Annotated in this window: 15 protein-coding genes and 1 pseudogene; 8 read left to right on the top strand and 8 right to left on the bottom strand. The window is 29.3% G+C overall.

Annotated elements, in window-relative coordinates; translation table 11 throughout:
• On the top strand, positions 1-767 hold a 767-nt coding region (locus ACTG3S_RS02985), incomplete at its 5' end, for an RNA polymerase factor sigma-54 (RefSeq protein ID WP_439127890.1).
• On the top strand, positions 767-1,369 hold the full coding sequence (locus tag ACTG3S_RS02980) for a hypothetical protein (RefSeq protein WP_439127889.1): 603 nt from the start codon (positions 767-769) through the stop codon (positions 1,367-1,369). The genes ACTG3S_RS02985 and ACTG3S_RS02980, both read left to right, overlap by 1 nt.
• Here the strand turns inward: ACTG3S_RS02980 and ACTG3S_RS02975 are convergent.
• From ACTG3S_RS02975 to ACTG3S_RS02950, 6 genes are all read right to left on the bottom strand, one after another.
• On the bottom strand, positions 1,364-2,041 hold the full coding sequence (locus ACTG3S_RS02975; RefSeq protein ID WP_439127888.1) for a porin family protein: 678 nt from the start codon (positions 2,039-2,041) through the stop codon (positions 1,364-1,366). The two genes, ACTG3S_RS02980 and ACTG3S_RS02975, sit on opposite strands and share 6 nt — an antisense overlap.
• A gap of 119 nt (positions 2,042-2,160) precedes the next feature.
• Complete coding sequence (locus ACTG3S_RS02970) at positions 2,161-2,625, bottom strand: ExbD/TolR family protein (protein ID WP_439127887.1); 465 nt, start codon at positions 2,623-2,625, stop codon at positions 2,161-2,163.
• A 17-nt stretch (positions 2,626-2,642) separates the two neighbouring features.
• Positions 2,643-3,269 (bottom strand): ExbD/TolR family protein, encoded by a 627-nt coding sequence (locus tag ACTG3S_RS02965; RefSeq protein WP_439127886.1) that lies wholly within the window; start codon positions 3,267-3,269, stop codon positions 2,643-2,645.
• Between the two features lie 4 nt (positions 3,270-3,273).
• Positions 3,274-3,735 (bottom strand): hypothetical protein, encoded by a 462-nt coding sequence (locus ACTG3S_RS02960; RefSeq protein ID WP_439127885.1) that lies wholly within the window; start codon positions 3,733-3,735, stop codon positions 3,274-3,276.
• Positions 3,736-3,744: 9 nt separating this feature from the next.
• Positions 3,745-4,467, bottom strand: a complete 723-nt coding sequence (locus ACTG3S_RS02955) for a MotA/TolQ/ExbB proton channel family protein (RefSeq protein WP_439127884.1) — start codon at positions 4,465-4,467, stop codon at positions 3,745-3,747.
• Positions 4,468-4,669: 202 nt separating this feature from the next.
• The gene (locus ACTG3S_RS02950; RefSeq protein WP_439127883.1) at positions 4,670-5,704 is read right to left on the bottom strand and encodes an asparaginase; all 1,035 of its coding nucleotides are present in this window, start codon (positions 5,702-5,704) and stop codon (positions 4,670-4,672) included.
• A 146-nt stretch (positions 5,705-5,850) separates the two neighbouring features.
• On the opposite strand from ACTG3S_RS02950, the gene ACTG3S_RS02945 reads away from it, so the two are divergent.
• The 6 genes from ACTG3S_RS02945 to ACTG3S_RS02920 all read left to right on the top strand — a co-directional run bounded on the left by ACTG3S_RS02945 (position 5,851) and on the right by ACTG3S_RS02920 (position 11,926).
• Positions 5,851-6,549: a zinc metallopeptidase gene (locus ACTG3S_RS02945; RefSeq protein ID WP_439127882.1), complete on the top strand. Its 699-nt coding sequence runs from the start codon at positions 5,851-5,853 to the stop codon at positions 6,547-6,549.
• Between the two features lie 134 nt (positions 6,550-6,683).
• The gene (locus ACTG3S_RS02940) at positions 6,684-7,046 is read left to right on the top strand and encodes a DUF2237 family protein (RefSeq protein WP_439127881.1); all 363 of its coding nucleotides are present in this window, start codon (positions 6,684-6,686) and stop codon (positions 7,044-7,046) included.
• A gap of 22 nt (positions 7,047-7,068) precedes the next feature.
• Positions 7,069-7,476, top strand: a complete 408-nt coding sequence (locus ACTG3S_RS02935) for a hypothetical protein (protein WP_439127880.1) — start codon at positions 7,069-7,071, stop codon at positions 7,474-7,476.
• A 170-nt stretch (positions 7,477-7,646) separates the two neighbouring features.
• Positions 7,647-10,022 carry a TonB-dependent receptor domain-containing protein gene (locus tag ACTG3S_RS02930; RefSeq protein ID WP_439127879.1) on the top strand — a complete coding sequence of 792 codons (2,376 nt, stop codon included), beginning with the start codon at positions 7,647-7,649 and terminating at the stop codon, positions 10,020-10,022.
• A gap of 12 nt (positions 10,023-10,034) precedes the next feature.
• Entirely contained in the window at positions 10,035-11,042 is a 1,008-nt protein-coding gene (locus ACTG3S_RS02925; RefSeq protein WP_439127878.1) for a sensor histidine kinase, read from the top strand.
• Between the two features lie 119 nt (positions 11,043-11,161).
• Positions 11,162-11,926, top strand: a complete 765-nt coding sequence (locus ACTG3S_RS02920) for a LytR/AlgR family response regulator transcription factor (RefSeq protein ID WP_439127877.1) — start codon at positions 11,162-11,164, stop codon at positions 11,924-11,926.
• A 3-nt stretch (positions 11,927-11,929) separates the two neighbouring features.
• Here the strand turns inward: ACTG3S_RS02920 and ACTG3S_RS02915 are convergent, their stop codons facing one another.
• Both ACTG3S_RS02915 and ACTG3S_RS02910 read right to left on the bottom strand, forming a co-directional pair.
• Positions 11,930-13,012, bottom strand: a complete 1,083-nt coding sequence (locus ACTG3S_RS02915; RefSeq protein ID WP_439127876.1) for an NAD(P)/FAD-dependent oxidoreductase — start codon at positions 13,010-13,012, stop codon at positions 11,930-11,932.
• A gap of 18 nt (positions 13,013-13,030) precedes the next feature.
• A pseudogene (locus ACTG3S_RS02910) lies at positions 13,031-13,647 on the bottom strand (elongation factor 4); the annotation flags it as partial.

The raw sequence follows: 13,647 nt of genomic DNA, 5'->3' as shown, positions 1-13,647 counted from the left end.
AAAAATTACAAGAAAAATTCCATATTTCAGAACAGGAATTGAAAGATGTAAATGTAGAAATCTCTAAATTAAATCCGAAACCGGGTAGTTCATATGCTGGTAACAATAAAATTGCAGAGCAAATTGTACCCGATTTTTCTATAAAAATTATAGATGGTGAGTTAGATCTAACCTTAAACTCTAGAAATGCACCACAATTACATGTTTCTAGAGAATATAACAATATGTTAAAAGGTTATAAAGAGTCTAATGTAAAAACCAAATCTCAAAAAGATGCAGTGTTTTTTATCAAACAAAAATTAGATGCTGCAAAATGGTTTATAGACGCCATTAAACAACGTCAGCAAACGCTTTTAGTAACTATGAATACTATTATGCACTATCAATATGATTATTTTTTAACTGGTGATGAGCGTAAGTTAAAACCCATGATTTTAAAAGATATTGCAGATAAAATTAATATGGATGTTTCTACAGTTTCTAGAGTCGCTAATAGTAAATATGTTTCTACACCTTATGGTACTAAATTAATTAAAGAGTTTTTCTCTGAATCTATGAAAAATGACCAAGGTGAAGATGTATCTACCAGAGAAATTAAAAAAATATTAGAAACAGTAATTGCCGAAGAAAATAAAAAGAAACCTTTAACAGACGAAAAATTAGCAACTATCTTAAAGGAAAAAGGATACCCTATTGCTAGAAGAACTGTTGCAAAATATAGAGAGCAATTAGACTTGCCTGTGGCTAGGTTAAGAAAAGAAATCTAGTGGAAAAATTCTACAAAACAATATCTGTAGTTTTACACCCAATAGTAATACCAACTATTGGTGTATTTTTATACTTTTTTTTAACACCAAATAATTTAGAAAGCCAACAAAAATTAGCTATTTTAAGCCTGGTTTTTATTACTACTTATTTAATTCCTTTGCTTATTTTAATCGTTTTTAAAAAGATAAAATTGGTAAAAAGCTTTAAAACAAAAAGTATTAAAGAAAGAAAAATACCCATCGCAATAATGATTGTATTATTCTATCTCTTAGGAAATACTATTGTTGGTATTTCTCAAATAAGAGATTTAGGGATTCTTTTTTATGCTTCTAGTTATGGTTTAATTATAATCTACTTTCTTTTTGCTTTTAATTTAAAAACCAGTATACATTTAATGTCTATTGGTATTGCTACAAGTTTTTTTTTAGTCTTAGGTGGTATTTATCCAATAAATTATATACCTGTAATTGTAATAGGTATTTTGTTTGCGGGTTTATTAGGTAACGCCAGGTTGTATTTAAATGCACATACAACAACTGAGGTCTATTTGGGGTTCTTTGCGGGTTTTATAACGCCTATTGGTGTGTATTTATTCCTATAAAAAATAATAGATAAGACCGAATTTTAAAATCCTTGTATCTATAGATTCTCCATTAATATTAGCATCTTTAAAAACAGGCGATAAACCATAAAATAGATGTATATTAAACTTATCGTAACCTGCAGAAAGTGTTAAGCCATATTGCAATTTATTATAAGCTTCTATATTACTATACTTAAAGCTTTGTTGATTTGCATCTGTATAAGAAAAAGTATTCTGTAAATTATATATCAATTTTACACCTGTATAAACTCTCCAAAAATTATATTTTTTTGCGTTCGAAGTTCTCCATCTAAATTCTAAGGGAAGTTCTAAATTATAGGTCTTAAAAACGTTATTTGTAATCGTATTATCACTATCAAAAATGGTAGATTTATTTACTTCATCTACTTTTAATTTGTGGTTAAAATAATCGTACTCAAAACCAATACCAGCAGCAAAAGAGATGCTTCCTTGTTTGTTTAAAATGATATCCTTAATAAAACCTGCAGATAGTGAGTATGAAAAATTACTTTTAGAAATTGTGCTTGGTTGCTTATCTAATTGACTATAAGATATTGAAATATAAAGCTGATCATCTGCATAACTATCACCTAATTGTAAAGAATATTTTTGAGCAAAAGAATTTAATACAGTTAATACTAAAAATAAAAAAAGGACTTTAGATTTCATAATAATTGTAACGTATTATAAAGATACAATATTTCAAAATATATTGTATTTGATAATTAAAGCAAAAAAAAAGAGATAATTCTAAGAATTATCTCTTTTTTTAAATACTATTTATAAAATTAATTGCCTCCTCCTTTAGAAGCAGAATAACTTATTTTAAGAGCATTTACATCTCTTAATTTTAATCTAATATCTGTAATTGTACCCACATTAGATTCTTTATCTGCCTTAATTGAAGTGGTCATAAAAGGTATTTCAGCTTCAGAAACTTTTTCTCTAGAGTTCATGATAAAAGCAGGTACATCATCTGCAGATGCAATTTTATCGTTCAACTGAATTTTATTATAACCAGCACCATATTTAGGATCTTTAGCTTTACTAACATAAATGGTAGTAACTAAACTTTTATGCTCTAATTTTTTAACTTCTGTTGCCGAAGGTAATCTTGGAGCTTCTAATTTTAAATCTGTTTCTCTCATAGTAGTTGTTACCATAAAGAAAAACAATAACATAAATACAATGTCTGGTAATGCAGCTGTATTTACTGCTGGCATTCCTTTTTTCTTTTTTCTAAACTTAGACATATTATTATATTTTTAAATTAATTACCAGAGGTAGGTTCAGCATCAGAAATAATTTGAGGATATGCTATTTTGATATCTTCAACCTTTTTCTTTAAAGACTCGTCGGTTCTATCTTTCTTATATGCTTCTTCTAACTCATCAAAAGATGTGCCATAACGTTCTAAAGACAATCTATTTCTTAATTCTGTATAAGCTCTTAAAAGTTCGTTTTGTACTTTTAAATAGGTACCATATTCCGTTCCTCTATCACTTTGTACAGAAATAATTGCTTTGTTAGGATGATCTGAAGATGACTCGCTCTTTTCTCCTTTACAATATGTACAAGGTCCAGTTGCTACACCATTTTCTACTTTTCCTTCACCTCCACCATTATCTATAAATGCTTTAGCAGCCTCTTTAAGTTCACTAATTTCCATACGAGCGTCTTCTACAAGAAGTTCGTTATTTCTATTAATATTTACTTCAAAGATGTTTTTCTCCTTAATAATAGGAGGTACATAATCTGGTGGTGGTTTTTCTGATAACTTTTTAGAAATACCAGAATCTACATTCATAGTGGTAGTTACTAAAAAGAAAATTAATAGCAAGAAAGCAATATCTGCCATAGAACCTGCATTAATTTCTGGATTCTCTCTTCTTGCCATAATTTTATGATTTTACTAATCCTTTAACTAAATCGTATACAAAGAATAGCGAAGCTACTCCACCAAGTATAATACTGTATAATATACCTGTACCAACCCATTTATTGGTTGTAGACCCTTCTTCTCCTCCTTCTAAAACTACACCTTGTGTATCTAAAACTGCTTGCGTATCAGACATAAAGTAAGCTATCATTAGAATAACACCTAAAACACCAATACCAAGTAAGGTCTTTTTAAGGTTTTGAGGATTTCTAACTAAGTTCCATAAAGATAATAATATTGCTATTACTACTGCTGCATAGAACAAGAAAGTAGAGAAATAAATTATCGGACTTACTACTTTGTTTTGCAAGTCACCATCTGTTTTTAAAACCTCTGCATCTTCCATAAATATTCTTATGAAAAGAAAAGCTCCAACAACGGCGATGACTGCAATTAAAATATTTAAAATTTTATTGCTTTTCATCTCGTCTTATTATTTTTTATATTTTACTAATAAATCTATTAATTGAATTGAAGCATCTTCCATATTGTTTACAATACTATCGATTTTAGAAACGATGTAATTATAAAAAATCTGTAAAATAATTGCTACAATTAAACCAAATACAGTAGTTAATAAGGCAATTTTAATACCACCTGCTACTACTGCTGGAGAAATGTCGTTTGCAACTGCAATTCTATCAAATGCATCAATCATACCAATTACAGTTCCCATGAAACCAAGCATTGGTGCTAATGCGATAAATAAAGATAACCAAGATACATTTTTCTCTAAAAGTCCCATTTGAACTCCACCATAAGAAACTACTGCTTTTTCAGCTGCATCTACACCTTCGTCTACTCTATCTAAACCTTGATAAAAAATAGATGCTACAGGCCCTTTTGAATTTCTACAAACTTCTTTTGCAGCTTCTACACCACCAGAACTTAAAGCGTCATCTACATTTGCTACTAATTTCTTAGTATTTGTAGTTGCCATGTTTAAATAAATAATTCTTTCAATTGCAATTGCTAAACCTAAAATTAAGGCTACTAATACAATCCCCATAAATTGTGGGTCACCTTCAATAAAACGAAGTTTTAATTCTTGGTGGAAAGTTCTTGATTCTTCAGTTGCTTCTTGTGCGAAAGTTGATTGAATAGCTCCAAAAAACATTAATCCTGTTACAGATAGGACATTTACTACTTTTTTCATCTTTGTTATAATTAATTTTTAATAGTTAACGGGTTAAATATATAAATTTTCACTTCAAATTAAATAAAACGCATCAATTTAATTTTACTTTCTTTGAAATGGAGTGGCAAGTAACAAAAAAATTGTTGTCCCTCAAAAAAAATCTATCCTATTTTCTGTAAAAATAATGTTTTTTTTTCTAGATATGTAATTTTAACAAAAACTATTTTTCACTAACTTCCCCTCTTAAAGATTTTTGAAAGTGATATTTAAACACTTCTAAAGACAAATCTTCATTTAACAGGTACATTAATTTTGCTATTGCAGACTCTGTAGTCATATCTAAACCACTTATTATACCTATATTTTTTAGTTTTATACTGGTATCATAATGACCTAAAATTACGCTACCTCCAGCACATTGTGTTACGTTTACAATTTTTATTCCTTTTTTAATTGCTTTTTCTAATTGATTGATAAACCAAGTTTCATTGGGTGCATTACCAGAGCCATAACTTTCTAACACAACACCTTTTAAATTTTGTATTGATAAAATTGCTTCTACTGTTGCTTTTGTAATTCCGGGAAACAATTTTAAAATTACAACATCTGTAACTAATTTTTTTCTTACAGTTAAATCTTTATTTTCTTTAATTTTTAACAATTGTGCTTCATCAAACTTTAAATGTACCCCACTTTCTGCCAATGCTGGATAGTTCATAGAAGCAAATGCCTCAAATTGTTCTGCACTAATTTTTGTAGTTCTGTTGGCTCTATACAATTTGTACTCAAAATACAAACAAACTTCTTTAATTAAAGGTTGATTTTGTTTTCTAACAGAAGCTATTTCTATAGAAGTAATCAAATTTTCTTTTGCATCTGTTCTTAAATCGCCTATTGGCAATTGAGAACCTGTAAATATGATTGGTTTTTGTAAATTTTCTAACATAAAGCTTACAGCAGAAGATATATAAGACATGGTATCTGAACCTGTAAGAATTACAAAACCATCAAATTTTGTATAATTAGCTTCTATAACTTCTACTATATCTACGTAATACTGTGTATTCATATTAGAAGAATCTATAGGTTCTTTAAAAGAAATGCTTTCGATATTACAGTTTAATTGCTGTAACTCTGGTATATTTTGTACAATCTGACTAAAATCAAACGCTTTTAAGGCATTTGTTTTGTAGTCTTTAACCATACCAATGGTACCTCCTGTATATATAATAAGTATGTTGGGTTTGTTTGTCATTTTGTCATAAAATTCTAAATATTCTATTAAATTTTGATGTTTGATAGAAAAAAATCATCAAAAACAACAACAATAAATAAAATGGAATACTTTATGTTGTAAATTTATCAAACAAAAATGAAATACAATTTAAAAATTTATAAATTATGATGGGTTTCTATATATTAATTGGTATTATTTCTTTGGTGAGTATGCTGGTTAGCAATCAACTAAAAAGTAAATTTAAAAAATACTCTCAAGTTCAGTTAAGAAACGGAATGTCTGGTGCTGAAATTGCCGAAAAAATGTTGGCAGACAATGGTATTTTTGATGTAAAAGTTATTTCTACTCCAGGTAGATTAACTGACCATTACAACCCAAAAGACAAAACGGTAAATTTAAGTGAAGCTGTTTACAACCAGCGAAATGCGGCTGCTGCAGCTGTTGCAGCGCATGAAGTTGGGCATGCAGTTCAACATGCAAAAGCTTACAGTTATTTAACCATGCGATCTCAATTGGTGCCAATTGTAAGTGTTACTTCTAAATTTTCTCAGTGGTTAGTTATTGGTGGTTTAATTTTAGGAGCTGCTTCTGGTGCTGCAGGAATTGGTTTTTACATAGCTATTTCTGGTTTGGTATGTATGGGTTTTGCTACCTTATTTAGTTTTGTAACCTTGCCTGTAGAATATGATGCTAGTAACAGAGCTTTGGCTTGGTTAAAAAATAAAAACATGGTATCTAGAGAAGAATATGCTGGCTCTAAAGACGCACTTAAATGGGCAGCAAGAACCTATTTAGTAGCTGCCTTAGGTTCTTTAGCAATGCTTTTATACTGGGGATTACAAGTTTTGGGCGGTAGAGATTAAAACTATTTTAAAATCATAAACAAATAGAACCTCAGTTCTAAAACCTTTCTACAAATGCTTCAATTTTAATTGGAGCATTTTCTCTTTTTTAAAAGGGATTACATTTTGTACCTTTACTATAATATTTATATAATGTGGATTTAAACGTACTAAATACAACCTTACAAAGTTGCTGTTACCAACCATTAACAGGTTATTTTAGAGATGGTTTTTGTAAAACCACTGCAGATGATTATGGCACACACACAGTTTGTGCTATTGTTACCAAAGAGTTTTTAGAATATTCTGCCTCTAGAGGCAATAATCTTATGACCCCAATTCCACATTGGAATTTTCCAGGTCTAAAACCAGGAGACAAATGGTGTTTATGTATTTCTAGATGGTTAGAAGCAGAAAAAGCAGGTAAAGCTCCGTCTATAATTTTAGAAGCAACCCATAAAAAATCTTTACAATATACTTCTATAGAAATGTTAACAAAATATGCATTTAAAGGGTAATTAAGTGGAAAACTATTGGAACATGATTGAATTAGCCGCACTTTTAACAGATGCTGGTTTGGTTATTCTAATTTGGATGGTACAATTAATAGTATATCCTAGTTTTTTATTTTTTAAGAAAGCCCAACTATTTTTATGGCATAAAAAATACACCAATTACATCGCAATAATCGTAATTCCTTTAATGCTAAGTCAGTTGGTATTTGCATCTTTAGCTTTATTTTACAAACCTTTACATTTTAGTATCCCGTATTTTAGCATTGTTGTATTCTTGTGGATTTTTACTTTTTTGGGTTTTGCTCCACTACATTTTAAAATTTCAGCAGAAAAATCTACAAAAAACACATTACAACTTCTTGTAAGCAGAAATTGGCTACGCACCCTATTATGGTCTTTTTTATTTGTCTTTCATCTTTTCTTTTTCTCGTAAAATTTTCCATTTTATTTTTTGTTAGGAAACCCTTTATAGTTTTTAAGCGTCTCTACTTTGTAAGAAAACTACTTTTATTCGCCGGAAAAACATCCCACTTCGTCAGATTATAGTTTTTTTCTTGTAACAAAACAGGCACTTTTACAGTGTAATATAAAACAGCAAGCCAAATGAAATTTTTTACAACATTCGTATTTATCTTTTTTTTCAGTTTTTTAAATACACATGCACAACATACCATTTCTGGTAAAATTATAGATACAGCAAACAATCCTTTACCTTTTGCAAATATTGTTTTGTATAAGTTTGATAGTAAAGAAACTCCAAGAGGAACTGTATCTGATGATTCTGGTTCTTATACAATTAAAAACATCAATTCAGGAAAGTACCTAATAGAAATTTCTATGTTGGGTTTTGAAACTCAAAAAGTAAAAGCATTTGATCTAAACACAAACAAAACATTCAATTTTACTCTAAAAGAAGAAAGTCAGACACTAAATGAGGTGGTTATAAAAAGTAAAAGACCTGTAATTAAACAAACTGCAGAAAAATTAATTGTAGATCTAGAAAAATCTGAAATGATAAATACCAATCTACAAGATGTGATGAGAAAAATACCTGGTGTTTTAGTAACCAATAATGGTATTTCTATTGCTGGTAATAGTGGTGTAAGAATTCTTATCAATGGTAAAACTACAGAATATATGGATGTTGAAACATTATTAAGAGATTTTCCTGCTGATAATATCTCTAAAGTAGAAGTGGTAGAACAACCAGGTGCAGAATATGAAGCTTCTGGTTCTGGAGCAATCATTAACATCATTTTAAAGAAAAATGTACGTTTAGGTACACATGGTGCTGTAAATTCTTGGGTTGGAGAAGACCAAGGTTTTGAGTGGGGTTCTGGTTTTTCTATTGCGAGTTATAAAAACAAATTAAACTGGCAAACTAGCATAAACTACTCGCAACCAACTTGGAGAGACGATTTATTTTTAGTGAGAACCGTAGGAACAGAAACTTATGATCAAGCTACAAGAGAACCCTATGACCCAGATAATTTTACGATTGCTGGTAGTGTAGATTATTACATTTCAGAACATCATTCTATAGGGATTGGAGGAAGATTAAACACCCGAAAATCTACAAGAACAGCAAGAAGTGAAACCATTATTTCTGACGTAAATACTACAAATACATTATTTTCTGAAAATTATTTTGATAGAGATCGAGTTACATATAACATCAACCCATATTACGAATACAAAACAGAAACAGACAAATTAGTGCTAGATTTTAATTATGTAGATTTTACAAATGATAATACCAATACCTTGTATGATATTGCTGGAAGTACTATTTCTTTTACAGATAGAAGATACATACAAGATGGAACTTACAATATAAAAACCTATAGAGCAGATTATACAAAAACGATTTCAGACAATTTAAAAATAAGCGCAGGTTCTAGATTTGCTGATGTAAAAACAGACAACGATTTACAAACTTTTGAAGAAAACAATACTGGAAATTTTGATAAAGTTAACGAAGCAAGTAGCCGTTTTGTAATAGACGAAACCATTTTAGCTTTTTATGGAAAAATCAATGCCAAAATGGGTAAATGGTCTTTTTCTGGTGGTTTGCGTTATGAAGATAGTAATACAGATGGTACCTCGACCTTTTTAAAAAACGGAACGTTAACAACAGAAGTACAAAAAAGACCGATTAAAAAATTATTTCCGAGTGCTTCTGTAAGCAGAAAGTTAACCGATATTTTAGGGGCAAGTGTTTCTTATAGTTATAGAATACAAAGACCTTCTTACAATAGTTTAAACTCTTTTCAACAGTTTTTAGACCCTTTTTCTGCTGGCGAAGGAAATCCGAATTTAACACCATCTTACACGAATAATTATCAATTTAATTTAACCTATGAAGGGCAACCTTTTTTTACAGTAGGTTATAGCAAAACAGACGATGTTATTTTTCAATTGATAAAACAAGACAATACTACAGCACAAATACGTCAGCAAAATGTAAATGTAGAAAATAATGCCAATTGGAACTTTAGATTGTTTGCTCCGGTAAATTTTGCCAAAGGTTTAGATGGTTTCACTGGTATAATCGTAACCAATACCGATTTTAAATCGTCTACATTTGATGTAGACTTAAATAAATGGAACTTAATTTGGTTTTTACAAGCAAGCTATCAGCTACCTTGGGATGTTAATCTTGAGTTAAGTGGAAACTATGGTACTGGAGCTTTAGAAGGGCAAATTGAAGTAGATTGGTTGGCAGAATTAGATTTTTCTTTCGGAAAAAAGTTTTTAGATGATAAATTAAAAGTAAATTTAGGCTTTAATAAAATGCTTAACAGAGGTTTTGTTGGTAATATAGATTATGGCAATGGTATTGCTGCTGTAGAAAGCAATGGATCTAGACAAAACATTCAATTAAGAATGGTATATAGCTTTGGGGCTAAATTTGGTAAGAAAAAATCGAAAAGAATTATAAATAGAGATGAAGAAAATAGAATTAATGATAGTAACTAATATATTTGTTTGATGAATACCAAGTTTGACAAGTCTGATTATATAATTCTTGCTGTTTTTTACCTAATTAGTGCAACTATAAATATTTTTGATTATTTAGACCAAGATGCGACTTTATTAGAGTATTTAATAGACATACCGATGTATGTAATTACCTCTTTTACAGGAGTACTCATTTTTATGTATTTCATTATTCCTAAGTTTCTTATTCAGAAAAAAAATTATATTCTATTTGCAATTTTTGGGTTATTGGTAGTTACTTTTATTGGAGTTATTGAAAGAGTCGTTGGTTTTTCGACAGGGAATAATGATTGGAGCAAATTTCCAGGTTTAGGAAACTTAATTTTATACGGTATTTTTAATGGATCTGACTCTATTGGCCTTGCTTTAGGTGTATTAATTACCAAGAAATTTTATGAATCGCAAACACAAATTGCAACAATACAAAAACAAAAAAAAGAAAACGAGCTAAAATTATTACGCTCTCAATTAGATCCTCATTTTTTATTCAATAATTTAAACACCTTAGACTCTTTAATAGATAGCAACCCAACAAAAGCTAAAGAATATATTAATAAACTGTCTTTAATTTATCGTTATTTAATAAAAACAAAAGATTTAGAAGTTATGGAACTTTCTAACGAAATTGAATTTGCCAAAAATTATATATTTTTAATTAAAACAAGATTTGGTTACGATTATGAATTTACTATTGAACAGAATATTTCTTTAGTTGATAAATTTGTACCCACAGGCGCCATACAAACCTTGTTAGAAAATGTGGTAAAACACAATAAATATGATGGAAAAACCCCAATAAAAACAACAATTACAATTAATGATGGTTGGCTAATTATTGCCAATTCAAAATCAGAGATAAAATCAAATCAAGAATCTTTTGGTACTGGTTTAGAAAATTTAAAAGCACGTTATAAATTACTTTCAGATAAAAATATTCAGATTAATAATTTTGATAAAAAGTTTGAAATTTTTATTCCTGTTATTGGGTTGAGTGCATAAAAGTCGAGTATGTCATTTCGAAATGAGCTTTTTCAGCGATTGAGAAATCTCATAATTTCTCTCTAAAAGTGAGATTTCTCCATAAAGTAGAAATGACACGCATAAATTAAAAATAAAAAATGAACATCCTAATTTTAGAAGACGAAATACCTGCATATCAAAAATTACAAAAATGTTTAGATACTTTTTTTGATGAAAAAACGTCTATTTCTTGGGGTAGATCTATTGCAGAGGGTTCAGAATTATTAAAAGCAACTAATTATGATTTTATTCTGTCCGACATTCAATTATTAGATGGTCTTTCTTTTGATTTGTTTGATAAGATAAATCCAAATTGTCCTATTATTTTTTGTTCTGCACATGATGATTATTTATTTAAAGCCTTTCACACAAACGGAATTGCATACATTTTAAAGCCCTACTCGCAAAACGATTTTAATAAGGCCTTAGAAAAATACCAGTCTTTATTTAAACAAGGAAATTATGATACTCTTAGTTCTAAAACACTAAAGGCATTAAAAAATGCTTTACAAGAAGAAAACACCAACTTTAAAGAGCGTTTTGTAATTAAAAAATCAACAGGGATTCAGTTATTAAACGCAACTGATATAGCACTAATTACAGCTTCAGGAGATTTTTGTTTGGTTATAGACAAAGATGGAAAACGTCATACAATTTCTCAAAACTTAGGAAGTATTCATCAACAACTAAATCCTAAAAAGTTTTTTAAAATTAATAGAAGCGAAATTATCAATATCGATTTTATAGAGAAAATAGAAAGTCATTTTAAAAATAGATTACTAATTTCTATAAAAAACTACAAAGAAAAAGTAATGACAAGTACATCAAAAACCGCTGATTTTAGAAAATGGTTAGAGGGATAAAATCTAATACTCTCCAGATAAAGATGCTAGGTTTTTTTGGTTACTACGCAGTTTAAATAATAAAATGCCTCCATCTATTAACAAATCGCTTTTAGAGAATTTATTTAATCTTTCTTGTGCTATTTTAGAACGTTTGTAGTTCGAAGAAAAGCGGTCTTTCCACTTATCTTCGTATGTTTTAAGCTCACTTAAGTTCTCATTTTTTAATGCTTTATCAATAGCTTTACTTGCCAAAATAGCAGATTCAAAAATAAACTTGTAACCCTCACCAGCAATTGGATTTACTTGCGAAACACTATCACCAACACAAACTAAATTATCTAAAACAAATTCCTCTAAGACAGGTGTTATTGGTATGCTTCCTCCTTCAACTTTATCGTTGTCTTTTTCTACAAGTTTTTTAATGTTAGGTAAAGCTAGTATTTTATGAAGTCTTTCCTTAAGTCCTTTTTTTAAAGAGTCATCAATCGTTCCAAATCCTATAATTCCTCTTCCATTTTTTAGTGGAAAAATCCAACCATAACCACCTTTATAAGTGCTACCCAAAAGCAAATAAATTTGATTTGTGTTGCCTAAATACTTCACATTATATTCTACACCAGTAGCAAGTTGATACTGCTTTTCTCTTAAACCTACTTTTTTACTTAAAACAGCATTTGTACCTGTTGCATCTACAAAAATCTTTGCAGAATAGCTATTGCCATTTTTATCTGTTACAGAAGTAAAAGAATTATTTTCTTTTACTATTTTTTTTATTTGAACGCCTAATTTAAAACTAACATATTCACTATCTAAAGAGTTTAATAGTTCTTCGTGTAACTTTTTTTTATCTAATGTATATAAATTTGATTTAACTTTTGATGCAAGCCTTTTAGACTGAATACAAACCTCATCTATTTTATTTGCTACAACGTTATTGGTTAAATTAAAATCTTCTAGTTTCATAAAACTAGCTAACGTATAGAAAGAAAAGTCTAAAAGATCTTTCTTTTGATCTAGAATTAAAACCTTATGTTTTTTGTTACTTAACTCTCTAGCTAGCATTAATCCTGCACCGCCACCACCAACTATTATAACATCGTACATTTTTTTAGGTTTAAATAATTAATCATTTAATTTTAAAACCGCCATAAATGCTTCTTGTGGTATTTCTACATTACCAACTTGACGCATTCTTTTCTTCCCTTTTTTCTGCTTTTCTAGTAATTTACGTTTTCTAGAAATATCTCCTCCATAACATTTTGCAGTAACATCTTTACGCAATGCTTTGGTAGTTTCTCTTGCTATAATTTTTGCACCAATGGCAGCCTGTATAGGAATATCGAACTGTTGTCTTGGAATTAGTGTTTTTAATTTCTCAACAATTTTTTTACCAATTGAATAAGCATTATCTGCATGTAATAATGCAGAAAGCGCATCTACAGAATCGCCATTTAATAAAATATCTACACGTACTAATTTAGACTCTTTCATTCCTATTGGATGATAATCGAAAGAAGCATATCCTTTAGAAACCGTTTTTAATCGATCGTAAAAATCGAATACAATTTCTGCCAAAGGCATTTCGAAAATTAACTCTACACGTTCTGTGGTTAAATAGGTTTGGTTTACAATTTGCCCACGTTTTTCGATACACAAACTCATAACCTGCCCAACAAAATCAGATTTTGTTACAATAGAGGCTTTAATAAAAGGCTCTTCTACTCTATTTAATTTACTTG

The sequence above is a fragment of the Polaribacter sp. genome, assembly GCF_965656025.1.
Classification (GTDB): Bacteria; Bacteroidota; Bacteroidia; order Flavobacteriales; family Flavobacteriaceae; genus Polaribacter.
This window is presented reverse-complemented; position numbering and strand designations above follow the sequence as displayed.

Coding starts and splice junctions, on each gene's coding strand:
- ACTG3S_RS02945 (WP_439127882.1), top strand. CDS start 5,851: ATGATGGGTTTCTATATATTAATTGGTATTATTTCTTTGGTGAGTATG.
- ACTG3S_RS02925 (WP_439127878.1), top strand. CDS start 10,035: ATGAATACCAAGTTTGACAAGTCTGATTATATAATTCTTGCTGTTTTT.
- ACTG3S_RS02935 (WP_439127880.1), top strand. CDS start 7,069: ATGATTGAATTAGCCGCACTTTTAACAGATGCTGGTTTGGTTATTCTA.
- ACTG3S_RS02960 (WP_439127885.1), bottom strand. CDS start 3,735: ATGAAAAGCAATAAAATTTTAAATATTTTAATTGCAGTCATCGCCGTT.
- ACTG3S_RS02915 (WP_439127876.1), bottom strand. CDS start 13,012: ATGTACGATGTTATAATAGTTGGTGGTGGCGGTGCAGGATTAATGCTA.
- ACTG3S_RS02955 (WP_439127884.1), bottom strand. CDS start 4,467: ATGAAAAAAGTAGTAAATGTCCTATCTGTAACAGGATTAATGTTTTTT.
- ACTG3S_RS02950 (WP_439127883.1), bottom strand. CDS start 5,704: ATGACAAACAAACCCAACATACTTATTATATATACAGGAGGTACCATT.
- ACTG3S_RS02970 (WP_439127887.1), bottom strand. CDS start 2,625: ATGTCTAAGTTTAGAAAAAAGAAAAAAGGAATGCCAGCAGTAAATACA.
- ACTG3S_RS02965 (WP_439127886.1), bottom strand. CDS start 3,269: ATGGCAAGAAGAGAGAATCCAGAAATTAATGCAGGTTCTATGGCAGAT.
- ACTG3S_RS02930 (WP_439127879.1), top strand. CDS start 7,647: ATGAAATTTTTTACAACATTCGTATTTATCTTTTTTTTCAGTTTTTTA.
- ACTG3S_RS02920 (WP_439127877.1), top strand. CDS start 11,162: ATGAACATCCTAATTTTAGAAGACGAAATACCTGCATATCAAAAATTA.
- ACTG3S_RS02975 (WP_439127888.1), bottom strand. CDS start 2,041: ATGAAATCTAAAGTCCTTTTTTTATTTTTAGTATTAACTGTATTAAAT.